General features: G+C 41.3%; 13 protein-coding genes. 6 read left to right on the top strand and 7 right to left on the bottom strand.

Annotation, left to right across the window (positions count from 1 at the left end; translation table 11 throughout):
- Positions 1–52 precede the first annotated feature (52 nt).
- The 3 genes from phaC to N475_RS05200 form a co-directional block, all read right to left on the bottom strand.
- Positions 53–1,822, bottom strand: a complete 1,770-nt coding sequence (gene phaC, locus N475_RS05210; RefSeq protein WP_063355346.1) for a class I poly(R)-hydroxyalkanoic acid synthase — start codon at positions 1,820–1,822, stop codon at positions 53–55.
- Between the two features lie 239 nt (positions 1,823–2,061).
- Positions 2,062–2,406, bottom strand: coding sequence for a phasin family protein (locus N475_RS05205; protein WP_063355347.1), 345 nt, complete (start codon positions 2,404–2,406; stop codon positions 2,062–2,064).
- A gap of 94 nt (positions 2,407–2,500) precedes the next feature.
- Positions 2,501–3,250, bottom strand: a complete 750-nt coding sequence (locus N475_RS05200) for an SDR family oxidoreductase (protein WP_063355348.1) — start codon at positions 3,248–3,250, stop codon at positions 2,501–2,503.
- Positions 3,251–3,762: 512 nt separating this feature from the next.
- On the opposite strand from N475_RS05200, the gene N475_RS05195 reads away from it, so the two are divergent.
- Positions 3,763–4,152, top strand: a complete 390-nt coding sequence (locus N475_RS05195) for a rhodanese-like domain-containing protein (RefSeq protein WP_063355349.1) — start codon at positions 3,763–3,765, stop codon at positions 4,150–4,152.
- 10 nt (positions 4,153–4,162) lie between these two features.
- Here N475_RS05195 and N475_RS05190 read toward each other — a convergent pair whose 3' ends face one another.
- Positions 4,163–5,206 carry an alkene reductase gene (locus tag N475_RS05190; protein ID WP_063355350.1) on the bottom strand — a complete coding sequence of 348 codons (1,044 nt, stop codon included), beginning with the start codon at positions 5,204–5,206 and terminating at the stop codon, positions 4,163–4,165.
- Positions 5,207–5,335: 129 nt separating this feature from the next.
- Between N475_RS05190 and N475_RS05185 the strand changes: the two genes are divergently transcribed.
- The gene (locus tag N475_RS05185; RefSeq protein ID WP_063355351.1) at positions 5,336–5,917 is read left to right on the top strand and encodes a TetR/AcrR family transcriptional regulator; all 582 of its coding nucleotides are present in this window, start codon (positions 5,336–5,338) and stop codon (positions 5,915–5,917) included.
- Between the two features lie 196 nt (positions 5,918–6,113).
- A complete protein-coding gene (locus tag N475_RS05180) occupies positions 6,114–6,983 on the top strand; it encodes a winged helix-turn-helix domain-containing protein (protein ID WP_063355352.1) in 870 nt (289 codons plus the stop codon).
- Positions 6,984–7,170: 187 nt separating this feature from the next.
- Here the strand turns inward: N475_RS05180 and N475_RS05175 are convergent, their stop codons facing one another.
- Together N475_RS05175 and N475_RS05170 are read right to left on the bottom strand one after the other, a co-directional pair.
- Positions 7,171–7,977 carry a methyltransferase domain-containing protein gene (locus N475_RS05175; protein WP_063355353.1) on the bottom strand — a complete coding sequence of 269 codons (807 nt, stop codon included), beginning with the start codon at positions 7,975–7,977 and terminating at the stop codon, positions 7,171–7,173.
- A 5-nt stretch (positions 7,978–7,982) separates the two neighbouring features.
- A complete protein-coding gene (locus N475_RS05170) occupies positions 7,983–8,738 on the bottom strand; it encodes a Nif3-like dinuclear metal center hexameric protein (protein WP_063355354.1) in 756 nt (251 codons plus the stop codon).
- Positions 8,739–8,914: 176 nt separating this feature from the next.
- Here N475_RS05170 and N475_RS05165 point away from each other — a divergent pair, with 176 nt between their 5' ends.
- The gene (locus N475_RS05165) at positions 8,915–9,382 is read left to right on the top strand and encodes a VOC family protein (RefSeq protein ID WP_063355355.1); all 468 of its coding nucleotides are present in this window, start codon (positions 8,915–8,917) and stop codon (positions 9,380–9,382) included.
- Positions 9,383–9,434: 52 nt separating this feature from the next.
- Here the strand turns inward: N475_RS05165 and yghU are convergent, their stop codons facing one another.
- On the bottom strand, positions 9,435–10,298 hold the full coding sequence (yghU, locus tag N475_RS05160) for a glutathione-dependent disulfide-bond oxidoreductase (RefSeq protein WP_063364790.1): 864 nt from the start codon (positions 10,296–10,298) through the stop codon (positions 9,435–9,437).
- A 432-nt stretch (positions 10,299–10,730) separates the two neighbouring features.
- On the opposite strand from yghU, the gene N475_RS05155 reads away from it, so the two are divergent.
- Entirely contained in the window at positions 10,731–11,165 is a 435-nt protein-coding gene (locus tag N475_RS05155; protein ID WP_155732540.1) for a hypothetical protein, read from the top strand.
- A 48-nt stretch (positions 11,166–11,213) separates the two neighbouring features.
- Positions 11,214–13,871 (top strand): glycosyl hydrolase family 18 protein, encoded by a 2,658-nt coding sequence (locus N475_RS05150; protein WP_063355358.1) that lies wholly within the window; start codon positions 11,214–11,216, stop codon positions 13,869–13,871.
- The last annotated feature ends 29 nt before the right edge of the window (positions 13,872–13,900 follow it).

Genomic DNA, 13,900 nt, shown 5'->3' with positions numbered 1-13,900 from the left:
ATGAGCAACTACAGTTGCTCATTAAGCTCTATTCGCCTTAACGGTCTTGTTATTAGAGTCTTGCTTTTACATATTCTCCAGGAGCATCATAAATACCAGGATTGGCTTTGGTTTTAATCGCTCTTGCAGGTACTTTCTCTTCCGTGAATTGCGTTATCCATTTGCCCCAATGAGGCCACCAAGATCCTTTGCTATGCTCGGCTTTTTCAAGCCAAGCGTTGGCGTCGCCTTCTGGTGTTGGGCCACTCCAAAAGCCATATTTATCTGCCTTAGGTGGGTTTATAACACCAGCGATATGTCCAGATTCACCCAACACAAAAGTTGTTTTTGAACTGGTAAATTGGAAGCCTTTGAATGTTGCTTGCCATAGTGCGATGTGGTCATCTCTAGTAGAGAGTGCATAAATAGGCTGTTTGACTTTGGCTAAGTCTATTTTCGTACCTCGAATATCTACTTCCTTCGTTTCGATTAAACGATTTTCCAGATATAAGTCTCGGAGCATGAAGTTGTGGCATTTGGCAGTTAAATTCGTACTATCACCATTCCAATACAGCAGGTCTAAATCCATTGGTGGCTGACCTTTTAGGTAGTTGTTGACGTAATAGTTCCAGTACAAGCTATTTTCTCTAAGCATACTGAAAGACACACCTAGCAAATGACCATGCATTACGCCATTTTGTCTATTATATGCTTCGAGTGCTGACACTGTGCCTTCATTAACGAAAACACCTAACTCTCCCGGTTGAGAGAAATCTAGCAATGTGGTTAACAGCGTGGCACTTTTTATCTTTTGCTTCATTCGTTTTGAAGTAAAGTAAGCCATCGCGGTCGCTACAAGTGTACCAGCAATACAATAGCCAATTGCATTGACATAGGCTTCACCCGTTAGTTTTTCAATTTCGTCTAATGCGGCAATAACACCGTCTACAACGTAGTCGTCAAAGCCTATCTCAGACATACTAGGATCTGGGTTTTTCCAAGATATCATGAATACGGTATGGCCATTGTCTACTGCCCATTTGACATACGAGTTTTCTTCTTTCAAATCTAATATATAGAATTTATTGACGTAAGGAGGTACGAACAAAAGTGGTGTCTTATATACGTCTTTAGTCGTTGCTTTATATTGGATCAACTCGAAGAGGTGATTTTGAAATACCACTCTACCTGGCGTTGTCGCAAGATCTTTCCCAAGCTCATAAGCGTTTTCATTGGTCATGCTGATCCTCAGCATATCTCCGCTTTTTGCCATATCTTTCTTAAATAGTTCAAGGCCATTGATTAGGTTTTGTCCCTCAGATTCAATGGTAAGCTTTAGCAATTCTGGGTTTGTCGTAATAAAGTTGCTTGGAGAAATTGAGTTGATGACTTGTCTAGCGAAAAATTCCAAACGCTCTTTTAACTTTTCGTCAAGTCCTGGGGTCTGACGAATGGAGTCCAATAGAGATTGGCCAAAAAGCAAATAGCTTTGTTTTATATAGCTAAACCAGGGATTATCTTGCCATTCGCTCGCAAGAAATCGTTTGTCGCCTCTTTCTGTAGAAATCACTTCTTCAGAAGAAGCGTTGACGCTTTGTTCCCAAGTTTGTTGTACGATTTTTAGTTGCTCTTGCCACCAGTTAAGCTGTTGCTTAGCGAACAGTTCTGGCTGTTTGGTTATCTCTTGCGCCCATTGACCAAAGTCTTCAGCGCTTTGTTCGTTGAGTGCCTTTTGCACAGGGCTGTTTTTAAATAAGTTAGCAGAAAAAATACTGTAGAGATCTTGATTATACTGCCACCAAGCGGTCATGGTCTGAGTAAAATCTTTATTGTCGATATCCATTTTTTGCTTCCTAGTCTTAGGTGTGACAGGTTAGATGTCGCTTCGAAAAGCTAATTCATTTGTGTCCCTATGTATTACTTGGTCAATCACGTTGTTGAAATAGGGTTTAAAGATGGCCTGTCCGGTAACTTGCGTATTGTTTGTTTAAAGCACAGTGAGCAAGCACCAAATTAAAATACAATATTGCCAAGTAGTGTGTCAGCCTAGTGCAAGTTACCCTGACTAGGCTGTCAGAAAGATTAAGCTTTTGCTGCTTTAACGCTTTCTTTTGAGATTGTTTCAAGATTGTCTTTGAAGTCTTGACCAAGTTGAGTTAACTTTTGGCCATCTTCAATAAGCTGTTGGCTTAGTTTATTAACAGCGCTTAGCTGGCTTGCGTTGAAGTCGATGAAAGACTTAACATCTTTAACTTCTGCAGCAGTTTTAAGTTGTTCTACTGATGTTTCAGTAAAAGAGTGAGCTGCATCCAGTTGAATTTTAGCTAGTTGCTCAATGTTTTTAGCAACAAGTTGATTAAACTGAATTGCAGGAGAAAAAAACTTTTCACTTTGCTCTGTGATTGATTTGAAAAAGTCGTTGTACATGGCTTGCTTCCTATTGAGAGTTATTCCGTTAAAAAATGCAATTTCCACCTACTACAGAAAAGCAGCACTTTTCTAAATGGACCTACTTTGTTTACTAATTCATATACAGGCCGCCATTTAAGGCTAGTGTCTCACCTGTAATATATGCCGCACCATCCGACGCAAGGAAAGAGACTGTTTTTGCTACTTCCAAAGGCGTCGCTAATCTTTGCATTGGGACTTGTGCTTTGATGCTTTCGAGCACATCTTCGCGCATTTTTGCAACCATTGGTGTTTCAGTATACCCAGGAGCGACAACGTTTACGGTCACACCAGCTCTTGCACCTTCATATGCTAAAGACTTACTAAACCCAATCATGCCCGCTTTCGCCGCTGCATAATTCGCCTGTCCAAACTGACCTTTTTGGCCGTTTACGCTGGAAATATTGATGATGCGCCCTGATTTATTGCCACACATATGGGCAAACAGCGGTTGTGTCATGTTGAACATGGAGTTTAAATTGGTGTCTATCACTTCATGCCATTGTTGAGCGTTCATTTTTTTGAAAGATGAATCACGAGTAATGCCGGCATTGTTAACGAGTACATCTATTTTTCCATGACTTTCAATCACAGATTCAATGCTGTTCAAACATGCTTGTGCATCGGTGACATCTAGGAATAGGGGTTCAACCAAGCTTGGATTGATATTGTATTCACTACACCATCTATCGAAATCCGATTCATTTCTTCGCGTGCTTGCGACCGCGATCACTAGGTAGTTATCAGATACAAACTGCTGAACTATTGCTGTGCCAATGCCACCTAATGCGCCTGTAACAACTGCTATTTTTTTGTTTTCCATTTGTGCTTTTCCGAACATGTAGTGGCAAAACTACTGTACTACTAAGCCACAGATTACTGAGCAACGTGCTCATATAGGGTTGAAACTAACGCTATTGTTCATGCCTTTTATGACGAAATAATAACTAATTTGTTTAATATAAAAGACAAAACGTCATTGTTTTGTATGCCTTTTGGGCACTCAAGCGTTCAATTCGCTCATTAGTCAAAAGTTAGTCTAGTACTTTAGAGTAAAAACTCAAATATTATTACCCAACTTGTGACAAGCAACTTTTAATAAGCCCTAACGCGCGTGCAATAAGTAATAGTCTGGATTTACAATTCCGGTATTAGACTAATGGATAGTAGACTAGATTTTTACCAGTGGTCTTTTTTTAACTATATGACTATTAGTGTTTTTTTTGATTTTGGTAAATTGGTAAAATAACAAAATAAGTCTTGAAAATTTTGCGTGTTGGGCTGTGTTGATTTAGAGTAACGTCAGTAGAAACAAGCTTTCTAGGAGTGAAACTAATGCAAAAGCTTACCCAATTTATTTTGATTAACTTTCTGCTATTGACGTCGTTTTTGACATTAGCTGTGACACCCTCTATTTCAGCAAACGACTTAATCGTTAATCAGATGTCGGATAAGGCATTTAAAATTATTGACGTAAGAACGCCTGAAGAGTTTGCTGCGGGGCATATCAAGGGGGCTATTAATATTCCTTACGATCAAATAGAAGCTCAGACAGTAAAATTAAAAATGCTTAAGCAGCACACACTTGTGGTGTATTGTCGCTCAGGCAGAAGAGCCAGAATATTTGAAGGCATTCTACAAAAAAGAGGTTTTAACCTCAAACACTTAGAAGGCGATTATCTTGCTTGGAAAGCAGCTCAGTTACCGCTGATCATTGATAACTGAGCGTTTAGAGTTAATCTAGTGTGGCAAGCATGTCTTCGCTGTAAGGGACTAGTTCTTGATTTGACTTCACTCTGTTAATGTAATCTGGGTTTGCAATGAATGGGCGGCCAATGGCAAGCAAGTCAAAACGGTCTTCTGTGATCGCTTGGGCACCAGTTTCTGCCGTAAAACCCCCATTTCCGATTAGTGTGCGTTTGTAGCGCGCGCGGACATAGTCAGAAGCGCGTCCACCTAAGTGTTCGAATGTCATTTCGTCGTCAAAAATGCCAATATGCAAGTATGCCAAGTCACGCTTTTCAAGTTCAGGTAATAAGTAGTCAAAAACATCTTTGTCTCTAGTATCTGGTGTCATATTGAAATATGCGCCAGGGGATATACGTAGCGCTGTTCTTTCTTTGCCAATTCTCGCCACGATAGCATCCACTACTTCAAGGGCAAAGCGACTCATGTTTTCAGGAGATTGGCCATATTTATCTGTGCGTTTATTGCTATCAAAGTGTAAAAACTGATCGATAAGGTAACCATTTGCTCCATGGATCTCAATCCCATCAAATCCCGCATCAATGGCATTTGCAGCAGCTTGTGCATAGTCGACAATTAGTTGTTCAACCTGTTCTAGTGTTGCTGGCGTAGGTGTGATGTAAGTCAACTCTCGCATCCGTGGTACTGTTCCATCAACCAAAGTTGCGCTAGGGGCGATGACTTCATCACCGTCATAAAAATGAGGGTGGGCGACACGGCCTGTATGCCAAAGTTGGGCAAAAATTTTGCCGCCTTTCTCGTGTACCGCGTCAGTAACCTTCCTCCAACCTACAATCTGCTCAGGGCTAAATAGACCAGGAGTATTAGGGTATCCCTGTCCGTCTGGGCGAATTATCGTGGCTTCAGAAATAATGAGACCAGCATCCGCTCTTCGAGCGTAATACTTAGCCATTTCTTCAGTGGGTACTAGTTTATCATCTGCCATACAACGTGTAAGAGGTGCCATTAGGACTTTGTTTTGTAATGTTATTAAGGAGTTCAACGGATATGGGTTAAATAAATCTTTGCTCATGGGATCAAGTCTCTTTATTTTTGAATGTTCATTCAAGATATCTATATTTGAACGATCATTCAACCTCTTTTTTGAACATTTGTTCAAAATTGTTTAAAATAAATTTTTATCGAGTAACTTGGGTAAACAATGAGAAGCGCAGAATTTGATCGTGAGCGAGTTTTGAGAGCCGCAATGAATGCTTTTATGGAGAAAGGCTACAACAAAACCAGTATGCAAGATCTTAAAAGTGCTACCGGATTACACCCTGGCTCAATCTATTGTGCATTTGAAAATAAAAAAGGTTTGCTGTTAGCTGCGCTTGAGCAATATAACCAAGATCGAACAGCCGAACTCAAGTCAATATTTACACAGCAAGGCAGTGCTCAAAGTGGTTTAAAGGCTTATTTAGATAGTATTGTCTTAGAGTGTATTAGCAATGACCCCACTCAAGCTTGTTTGAGTCAAAAAGCCATTAATGAGATTGCGCAACAAGACGACGAAGCGCAGCAAGTTTTAAGCAATCAATGTAAGCTTTGGCAAAGTTTTATGTGTGACGTTTTTACTGAAATGGCGCTACATAACGTGCTTACAGGGGAACGCTCTCCTAAACAACGAGCGCAAAGCTTGATTGTCGGCATTTATGGCTTAAGGACTTTTTCTCAAGCGCAAAAAGATCCGCAAGTGATTGCTGATATTGCCAACCAGTTACTGATTGACGTGTGCAGATAGTCTGCCAAACAGTACCCGAGCGAACGGTGGTAAATCAATGGCTCCAGTAAAGCAGATTGGTCCTATAAAAGGGATTAATGATAGACATTTTCCATTAGACATTATTACTAATTGATAGGGCTAGCTCTGTTGCTGAGTTTGGTATAGTCTATTAATTCTTTTAGTTATTAGTAAATTAAATGGAAATGGCAGTGATATGGAGTATCGATTTTCAAATGTAATATTGAATGCTAAAACGCAGACACTGGATGTGTCGGACAAAAAAGTGGTGCTTGAAGAGCGGGCGTTGAATTTGCTTTTGTATTTACTGGATACTCGTCCAAAAGTATGTAATCAGCAAGAGTTAGTGGCCTACCTCTGGCCAGACTCAGTCGTATCACCTTGGTCTTTGCCGCGATTAGTATCGGATACTCGTAGCCTGCTACAGAGACTAGGCGTAGAACAAGATATTATTGTCACAGTGCGTGGCCAAGGCTACAAGTTCAATCCAGAACTACGAGTAATACAGCAATCCGCTGTTGATGAAACACAGTTTAATATTGAAGCAATCAGCGCAGAACAAAATACGCAAGGGGCGCACTTAAAATTTTGGATTGGCCTGACATTATTTATGTGCACAGTGTGCATTTGGTTAGTGATTAACCATTCGTTTGAACATTTAGACGACAATGAATTTAAAGCAAGTGAACCATTGGATGCCATTGGTAGGATCCTTTGGGTTGACGACAATCCGAAAAATAATAAAAAAGAACAAAAATACTTTTTAAAGCACAAGATTGGAGTCTACAACACCACCTCAACTCAAGAGGCGTTATTACTATTAAGTATGTACGAATACAATGTCGTTATTTCAGATATGGGACGTCAAGGGGAGCCTTTAGCGGGTTTGAAATTGCTCAGGGCTATGCGCTCTCGTGGCGATGAGACGCCTTTTTATGTTTACACGTGGGTTGAGTCTGAAAGTCAAAATACGGTGATTAAGTCTGCTGGTGGACAAGGTGTTGCAACCAAAAAAATAGATTTATATGAGTATGTATTACTGCATTTTCATAATGAAATAATGTGAATGATATTTAGTAAGCTTCTGATTTGTATGCTTTTCAATTTAAATCAAAGGGATTCAAGGGACATATTCATGCAGCTATGGCAACGTGGAGTTGCTGCTCTCTTTCAGCACATGTCCTGGCCTTAACGTTTGCACTGTGGTGGGTACAATCAGTTAAGGCCATTTTTCTTTTTGTCATTGAGTTGATTTAAGCTTGTTGCAGCAGTAAGTGAGTGTATCGGCCAATAGATGCATAAGGTTCTTTCCTATTGTAGCGTAGCTCCATTTCCAATAAGTCATCGAATTGCAACTCTGCTTTTTCCAGATCTCGGAGGTAGTCATGAAAGCATCTTACGCCAGTTTTGCTAAGTGGCACTAAATTGAGCTGGTCTAGCCACTTGTCAACTTGCTCACTTTCCAAAGGCTGATTAGGACTGAGTCCTACTTTCTGCTTCACTTTTAGCCCATTGGCAACGTAGTCAAAGTTGCCATACACCATATTAGCTAACCTCTGGGCTGACTTGTTGAAGTACATTAAAGATAAAATGCCATGTGGAGCCAACAGTGATTGTAAAACCTGCAGTGCAGCTTGCTGTTCTACAACCCACTCTAATACGGCATGGCATAGTACTAAATCAAACTGCTTAAGTGATTGCTTTGGGATTTCTTGCAAGGGGGCGTGTACAAATGTCATGTCATCCAGAAGACCTTGCTTCTTGGCACGTTCTTTTGCCAACTCTAACATTGGCTCTGAAATATCAACTAAAGTAACGTGATGGCCTTTTTGAGCAAGGAAAAGCGCTATCTGACCTTGACCTCCACCGACATCAAGAATGCGTAATGGTTGGTCACTATCCAGTGTAACCAATGCTTGCTCAAGATCTCGCTGTAGCACCGCTTCCCTAATTTTTCCTTTCGTCGTGCCGTAAATATTATGTCTAAATTTTTTGGCAATATCGCAAAAGTTACGATCTTGTGGCTTTTCTACAGCGTTGTGTTTTCCCTTTTTAGGCATGCAAATTAAACCGGGTTATGAATATCAACGAATTCGACATCTAGGTCATATTTATCTGCCAAGTACTCACCAAGCGCCTTAACACCGTATCGTTCAGTCGCATGATGGCCTGCTGCAAAAAAGTGAATCCCTTGCTCTGTTGAGCTGTGGATTGTTTGCTCAGATGCTTCACCAGTGAGGTAGGCATCTATACCTTGACTTGCAGCTAAATCTATAAAACTTTGCCCGCCACCAGTGCACCAAGCAATGGTTTTTATTTCGTGATCGCCAGCTTGATTAACAAGTGGCTTTCTATCAAGTTTCTCTTCAATTAGCGCAGAAAATTGAGCAACGGACATTGGAGACTTAAGCTTGCCTTTTACCGCGACACTATTCTTATTCCATGGCTCTAATGGGCGCTCTACAACTAGGTCTAACAATTCACCCAGTTGTGCGTTGTTCCCAAGTTCCGGGTGAACATCTAGCGGAAGGTGATACGCTAATAAATTGATGTCGTTTGCCAGTAGGCTTTTAATTCTGCGCTGCTTCATGCCAGTTATAGTTTGGTCTTCACCTTTCCAGAAATAGCCGTGATGCACTAAAATTGCGTCTGCTTGTTTTTCAATTGCCGCATCAATTAAAGCCTGACTGGCTGTTACTCCGGTGACCAATTTTTTTATTTCTGCCTTGCCTTCAACTTGTAAGCCATTAGGGCAGTAATCATTGATCTGAAATGGTTTGAGTAATTCAGTTAATTGATTAACCAATTTAGTGCGCTGCATGATGCTACCTAGATATGATAAAAACGCATATTTTAGCGGTTTTTAATGGGAAAAAAAGAGCAATGAGCAGATTAACGCGAAGAAGTCCGGTTTTTTATTTTAAGGTACCATAGAGGTTGTACTTTGGTGTGTATAGTCTAGCTTTATTGTCAGAACTGCAAATAATGGAAATTACTATGAGTGTAAAAGCTATACCTGAAGGTTATCACTCCCTTACACCTTACTTGATTGTCGATGGAGCGAATGAAGCCATTCACTTTTATGAAAAAGCCTTTAATGCCCAGCTTGTTATGCAGATGAATCTTCCCAACGGGCGAATTGCGCATGCAGAAATTAAAGTTGGAAATTCCCACTTAATGATAAGCGATGAATGCCCTGACATGCACTTTAAAGGGCCTAAACAGCTAGGTGGTACAGCGGTTTCCCTGATGCATTACGTAGAAGATGTTGATACTGTGTTTGCTCAAGCATTAGCGATGGGTGCTAAAGAGCTAAGGGCAGTAGAAAATCAATTTTATGGTGACAGAGCTGGGACGCTAGAGGACCCATTTGGCCATGTTTGGACTATTGGTACTCATGTTGAAGATTTGACAGAGTTAGAGTTACAAGAGCGCATGAGTGAGTTTATGGCAAAACAATCTTAGTGTGGCAGGGCCAGCGAATAGGCCCTTCCCAATTTTAATTGTTGTATTAGCTTTAGCTTTGCTTGTCTTGTGTTTTTAGATCGAAGTCACTGCTTTCGTGACGCTCGTGAAGCTGCTCATGGGCCTCTCCCCAAGTTTTGTTTACAATGCGACCCCGTTTTACTGCTGGGCGTGATGAAATTTGTTTGCTCCAGCGTAATACATGCGCGTACGCATCGACATTTAAAAATTCAGCAGCGTTATATAGCCAGCCTTCAACAAGTTGACCATACCAAGGCCAAATAGCCATATCGGCTATGGTGTATTGATCGCCACACAGGAATTGATTATTTTCTAGGTGCTTATTTAAAACATCAAGCTGACGCTTTACCTCCATAGTATAGCGATCAATGGGGTATTCGTATTTTTCTGGGGCATAGGCATAAAAGTGCCCAAAGCCTCCACCAAGCAGAGGTGCTGAGCCCATTTGCCAAAACAGCCAATTTAGGCATTCTGTCCTTGTAGCCAAATCTTTTGGTAAAAATGCAGAAAACTTTTCGGCAAGATAGAGCAATATCGATCCTGATTCGAATACGCGTATGGGCGGAGCATGAGAGTTGTCAATCAAAGCGGGAATTTTAGAATTTGGATTTGCTTGCGTGAACCCACTGGAAAATTGCGCTCCTTCCATAATATCAATGGTAAAAGCATCGTACTGCGCAGCTGAAATACCTAACTCAATCAACTCTTCTAATAAAATGGTGACTTTAACCCCATTGGGTGTTGCTAGGGAATACAGCTGTAATGCATGTATTCCTTCAGGAAGTGGCTGTTCGAATCTAGGGCCCGAGGATGGCCTGTTTATGTTTGAGAATTTACCGCCATTTCCCTCTTTCCACTGCCATACTTTATCTGGCACATAATTTTGATTAGACATGTTAAACCTTTTTGATGGTGTATTTTTGCATTTTGTAACGATTAACAGACCGCTAAAGTTTTAATGTTTATTCAAAGTACTCAAAACAATAATGATAGGGCAGATTGTTTGAAATTAGTATTTAGCGTGAAAAGCAAAGATCATTATGGATATATACATGGTGCGTCGTATAAATTGGAGAACAACCGTCTTTATAAGCCATAAAGCAATCTCACTGTAAGCCTCTTAATAGCACAAGGTTAAGTGCAAATAAGCTTAGTTTTCATGTCATTATTTACTTTTGAATAAGTGCTCATAATGATTCATATTGTAAAAGCTGATATTTTTTGTACCTATTTTATTCTAAACGCAGTTGTGTTTTTCAATATATTAGGTACATTGGTGTTAATAAATGCAGCTTTTTTGTTAAATAATTATGAGGCTCAAGCATATATGGTTAAGGCAGTTCTTTTTACTTTATCTTTTTTCATCCTCAGTGTTTCACTTTACTCGGATGCTAATGACAGCGCTGTTTTAAATGGTTTTGAAGGAGAAGCGAAAAACGCTCAAAGGCGAATATCCGGTCTATGGCACGATGTCAATAATAGTAATTTTAAAAATGGTCATTTAATTGTGTCTCAGCATGGTAAGCAGGTTTTTACTGCTCATTATTTAGAGTTCAAAGGCATACCTTTTGTAGAGCATGGCACAGGTGTGAGAGAGCTCGATACGATTACCGTAAATGTTCAAGTAACACAGCAAATACCAGGGTGGACCACAACGGGAATTCATACATTAACGCTATCGGCTGATGGTCAGTACTTGGAAGGAGAATATCTTTCTGGGGGCGAAAAGGGCCCTTTGAAATTTAAAAAAGCAGGTAAGTAATTACCAAATTAAATATCAAAAAAATAATAACATGTAGAAGGATTTCTAATGAGAAATACGAACAGCAGGGTTTTAAGCCATGTCAAGAAGGCTTTATTATTCTCAAGTTTAGTAGCCTCTATGCCGTCATTGGCGGCGGTGCCTGGTGCACCAAAAATTGAGTGGATGGTTGAAAAGCACAGCCTTGTAACAATAACAGACTCGCTGGCGTACAAAGAAGTTACGGTTGCGCCAAGTGTTGATGTTTCTGTACCTTGGTCCAAGTGGACAGGCGTCGCAGGTGAGACAGTTAAAATTCTATTGGATGGACAAGTTGTTCATAGTCGAGCTTTAACTGAAGTTAGCAGCTCACAATCGGGTGTAGAAACATTAACATTTGATAAAGGTGGCAAGTTTAACCTTACGGTTCAGTTATGTAACATTGATGGCTGTACCGGCAGCAGCAATGCTAAAACTTTGATAGTTGCTGATACGGCAGGCACTCATTTAGATCCACTAGCTATGAAAGTGAATGATCCGCGATTTCCAATCGAAATGACTAACCGTTCCTATGTCAATACAACTGGTAAAATGGTTGCAGCGTATGCCGCAGAGTGGTCTATCTATCGCGTTGAAGGGATGGATTACTACATTGACAACATTCCAGCAGAGAACTTGACACACATTTTCTACGGTTTTGTGGCCATCACTGGGCCTAATGAATCATTCAAAAAAGAAAACCCAACGGGATACGAAACATTCCAAAAAGTAACTGCAGGCCTAAATGATTTTGAACTTGCTCCGCCAGACCCTTGGGCCGCGTACATGAAGCCAGTGGGAGACCAAGTCAACCAAGATGCGGTTAAAGGTAACTATGGGCAAATGATGGCGTTAAAACAGCGCTACCCTGATCTCAAGATCATTCCCTCGATCGGCGGGTGGACATTGTCAGATCCATTCTACTTTATGGCAGATGATGCGAAGCGTAAGACATTTGTAGAGTCTTGCCGCAAGTTTATTAGAACGTGGCAGTTTTGGGATGGTATTGACATCGATTGGGAATTCCCTGGTGTCGCTGCGGCAAATCCTAACTTAGGTTCTCCAAATGATGGTGCAACTTATATTAAGTTGATGCGCGAGCTTCGAGCGATGCTTGATGAAGAGGAGGCGCGTACAGGACGTAAGTATGAGCTTACTTCTGCGATAAATGTGGGCTACGACAAATTAGAGAAAGTAAACTATGGCGAAGCCATCAAGTATATGGATTACATCTTGATGATGTCATACGACTACTTTGGCGCTTGGGATTTAGAGGGGCTTGGGCATCAAACTGCCGTGTATCCATCAGACTTTAAACCTTCGGATAAGCGTACGACTGAATATAACTTAAAAACAGGTATTGATTTACTCAAAGCCCAAGGTGTGCCTGGCAATAAGCTTATCGCAGGTGTTGCTATGTACGGTAGAGGCTGGACTGGTGTCGAGTATACTCCCGGTACACACCATATGCAGGGTAAGGCAACTGGGCCGTCAGCGCCAGCAGATGCCTTTAAACTTGAGCCGGGTACTCTAATGTATGCCAATATTGCACAATGGGCGAAACATCCAGATTGGGAATATCATTATGATACAGTTGCGCAAGCGCCATACATATATCGTCCAAGTACAGGAGACTTAATTTCCTATGATGACCAAAAGTCGATTGCGGCTAAAGGGCAACTTGTGCATCAAGAAGGCCTTGGAGGCATGTTTGGTTGGGAAATTGATACCGACAATGGCGATATCCTGAACTGGATGCACGAATCGCTGGGTCACCCTCTTGTAGATGGTGCCAACCGCGCGCCAGTAGTCAATGCAGGTGTTGACCAAAGTGTGCTTTCTGGTTCAGTGATTCAACTCACTGCAACGGCCGCTGATGCAGACAATGATGCGATGGTTTATCAATGGCAGCAAGTATCTGGACCTGCGGTAAATTTGGGGGTGACAACGGCACTTACAGCTGAATTTGTTGCGCCGGACGTCGTGGGTGAGGCTACAGTTGTTTTGCGATTCAGTGCGAATGATAGGAAAGGCGGAAATACTAGCGATGAAGTCAACATCATAGTAAGAGATAGTAAAGTAAACACGCCGCCAGTTGTTAATGCTGGTACAGATCAACAAGTTGAGTCTGGTACCCCGATAGTTACGTTAGATGGTAGCGCAACGGTTGATAGCGATGGCGATGTTCTTACATACTCATGGACGCAATTGTCAGGTCCAACTGTGGCGTTATCATCAATAAACTCTGCAAAATCAAGCTTTGCTGCACCAACGGTAACTCAAGTTGAACAGCTGGTGTTTCGCTTAACTGTGTCAGATAACTCAGTTGATACGTACAGTGATACTGTCACAGTCACTGTGTCACCTAAGGGCACTGGTGGCCACCCCACATATAATGCTAGTGCAGTTTACAACACCGGTGACAAAGTGAGTCATTTTGATCAAGAGGTCAAGCAGGTGTTGGTATGGGAAGCCAAATACTGGGTATCTGGTGTTGAACCTACCCGCTTTGCGGATGCATGGACATTAATCAGTCAAGTTGAGTTTCCTTGGCATGTGAGTGCTGCTTACAATGCAGGTAGCGAAGTGTCGCATTGCGATAATGCAAATCAATGTGCCAGATACAAAGCGCTTTGGTGGACGAAAGGGGACGAACCAGGAAAAAGTAGTGCTTGGCAAAAGCTTTAATTAAAAAATAGTCCTAGGTGGGTGTAATG

The organism is Pseudoalteromonas luteoviolacea DSM 6061, from assembly GCF_001625655.1.
Taxonomy (GTDB): Bacteria; Pseudomonadota; Gammaproteobacteria; order Enterobacterales; family Alteromonadaceae; genus Pseudoalteromonas; species Pseudoalteromonas luteoviolacea.
Note: the sequence above shows the minus strand (reverse complement) of the source record. Positions and strands in the feature narration are given on the sequence as shown.

Excerpts from the sequence above, each read along its gene's own strand:
- yghU (WP_063364790.1), bottom strand. The coding sequence starts at position 10,298 with ATGTCTAATCAAAATTATGTGCCAGATAAAGTATGGCAGTGGAAAGAG.
- phaC (WP_063355346.1), bottom strand. The coding sequence starts at position 1,822 with ATGGATATCGACAATAAAGATTTTACTCAGACCATGACCGCTTGGTGG.
- N475_RS05155 (WP_155732540.1), top strand. The coding sequence starts at position 10,731 with ATGGTTAAGGCAGTTCTTTTTACTTTATCTTTTTTCATCCTCAGTGTT.
- N475_RS05165 (WP_063355355.1), top strand. The coding sequence starts at position 8,915 with ATGAGTGTAAAAGCTATACCTGAAGGTTATCACTCCCTTACACCTTAC.
- N475_RS05195 (WP_063355349.1), top strand. The coding sequence starts at position 3,763 with ATGCAAAAGCTTACCCAATTTATTTTGATTAACTTTCTGCTATTGACG.
- N475_RS05190 (WP_063355350.1), bottom strand. The coding sequence starts at position 5,206 with ATGAGCAAAGATTTATTTAACCCATATCCGTTGAACTCCTTAATAACA.
- N475_RS05205 (WP_063355347.1), bottom strand. The coding sequence starts at position 2,406 with ATGTACAACGACTTTTTCAAATCAATCACAGAGCAAAGTGAAAAGTTT.
- N475_RS05175 (WP_063355353.1), bottom strand. The coding sequence starts at position 7,977 with ATGCCTAAAAAGGGAAAACACAACGCTGTAGAAAAGCCACAAGATCGT.
- N475_RS05150 (WP_063355358.1), top strand. The coding sequence starts at position 11,214 with ATGAGAAATACGAACAGCAGGGTTTTAAGCCATGTCAAGAAGGCTTTA.
- N475_RS05170 (WP_063355354.1), bottom strand. The coding sequence starts at position 8,738 with ATGCAGCGCACTAAATTGGTTAATCAATTAACTGAATTACTCAAACCA.
- N475_RS05180 (WP_063355352.1), top strand. The coding sequence starts at position 6,114 with ATGGAGTATCGATTTTCAAATGTAATATTGAATGCTAAAACGCAGACA.
- N475_RS05200 (WP_063355348.1), bottom strand. The coding sequence starts at position 3,250 with ATGGAAAACAAAAAAATAGCAGTTGTTACAGGCGCATTAGGTGGCATT.
- N475_RS05185 (WP_063355351.1), top strand. The coding sequence starts at position 5,336 with ATGAGAAGCGCAGAATTTGATCGTGAGCGAGTTTTGAGAGCCGCAATG.